Consider the following 1,021-nt stretch of genomic DNA (forward strand, 5'->3'; position numbering starts at 1 on the left):
CAACGAGGAGGTAGGCACATGAGCGCCACCCAGAAATTCAGCATCGCTTCAATCCCCGCCGACGGCGTCGGCAAGGAAGTTGTATCCGCCGGCCGCCGTGTCCTGGACGCGCTGGCCCAGAACTCCAATGGCAAGTTCGCCTTCGAGTGGACCGAGTTCCCCTGGGGCTGCGGCTACTACGAAAAGACCGGCAAGATGATGGCTGACGACGGCCTGGAAACCCTCAAGGACTTCGACGCCATTTACTTCGGCGCCGTCGGCTGGGAAAACGTCCCGGACCACATCAGCCTCTGGGGCCTGCGCCTGAACATCACCCAGAACTTCGACCAGTGGGCCAACATCCGCCCCGTCAAGTTCCTGCCGGGCATCCAGTCCCCGCTGCGCAAGGCGGACAACACCGAACTCGACTGGGTCGTGGTCCGCGAGAACAGCGAAGGCGAATACGCCGGTCTGGGCGGACGCAACCTGAGCGGCCGCGGCCCCGGCAACGAGGTTGCCCTGCAGACCGCGCTGTTCACTGAGAAGGGCTGTGAGCGCATCATGCGCTTCGCCTTCGACCTTGCCCGGACCCGCACCGTCAAGAAGGTTTCCTCGGTCACCAAGTCCAACGCACAGCAGTACGGCATGGTCCTCTGGGACGAAGTCTTCAACCGCGTAGCCTTGGACTACCCGGACGTCCAGACCGAAAGCGTCCTCGTCGATGCCATGAGCGCCAAGTTCATCCTCAAGCCCGAGGACCTGTCCGTGGTTGTGGCCTCCAACCTGAACGCTGACATCCTTTCGGACCTGGGCTCGGCGCTTGCCGGCAGCCTGGGCCTGGCCGCCAGCGCCAACCTGAACCCGGAACGCCGCTTCCCATCCATGTTCGAACCGGTCCACGGCTCCGCCCCGGACATTGCCGGCAAGGGCATCAGCAACCCGATCGGCGCCATCGCTTCCGCCGCCCTGATGCTGGACCACTTCGGCCTGCACGCCGAAGCCCGCCAGGTGGAGGCCGCTATCGAACAGACCACCGCCGCCG

At 64.7% G+C, this 1,021-nt stretch carries 1 protein-coding gene; it reads left to right on the forward strand.

Annotated features, from left to right (window positions below; all coding sequences use genetic code 11):
* Nucleotides 1-18: 18 nt before the first annotated feature.
* Nucleotides 19-1,021: tartrate dehydrogenase (locus tag DBR22_RS22525; RefSeq protein ID WP_108600812.1), on the forward strand; the 1,003-nt coding region annotated here is incomplete at its 3' end.

Source organism: Arthrobacter sp. HMWF013, from assembly GCF_003061105.1.
GTDB lineage: Bacteria > Actinomycetota > Actinomycetes > Actinomycetales > Micrococcaceae > Arthrobacter.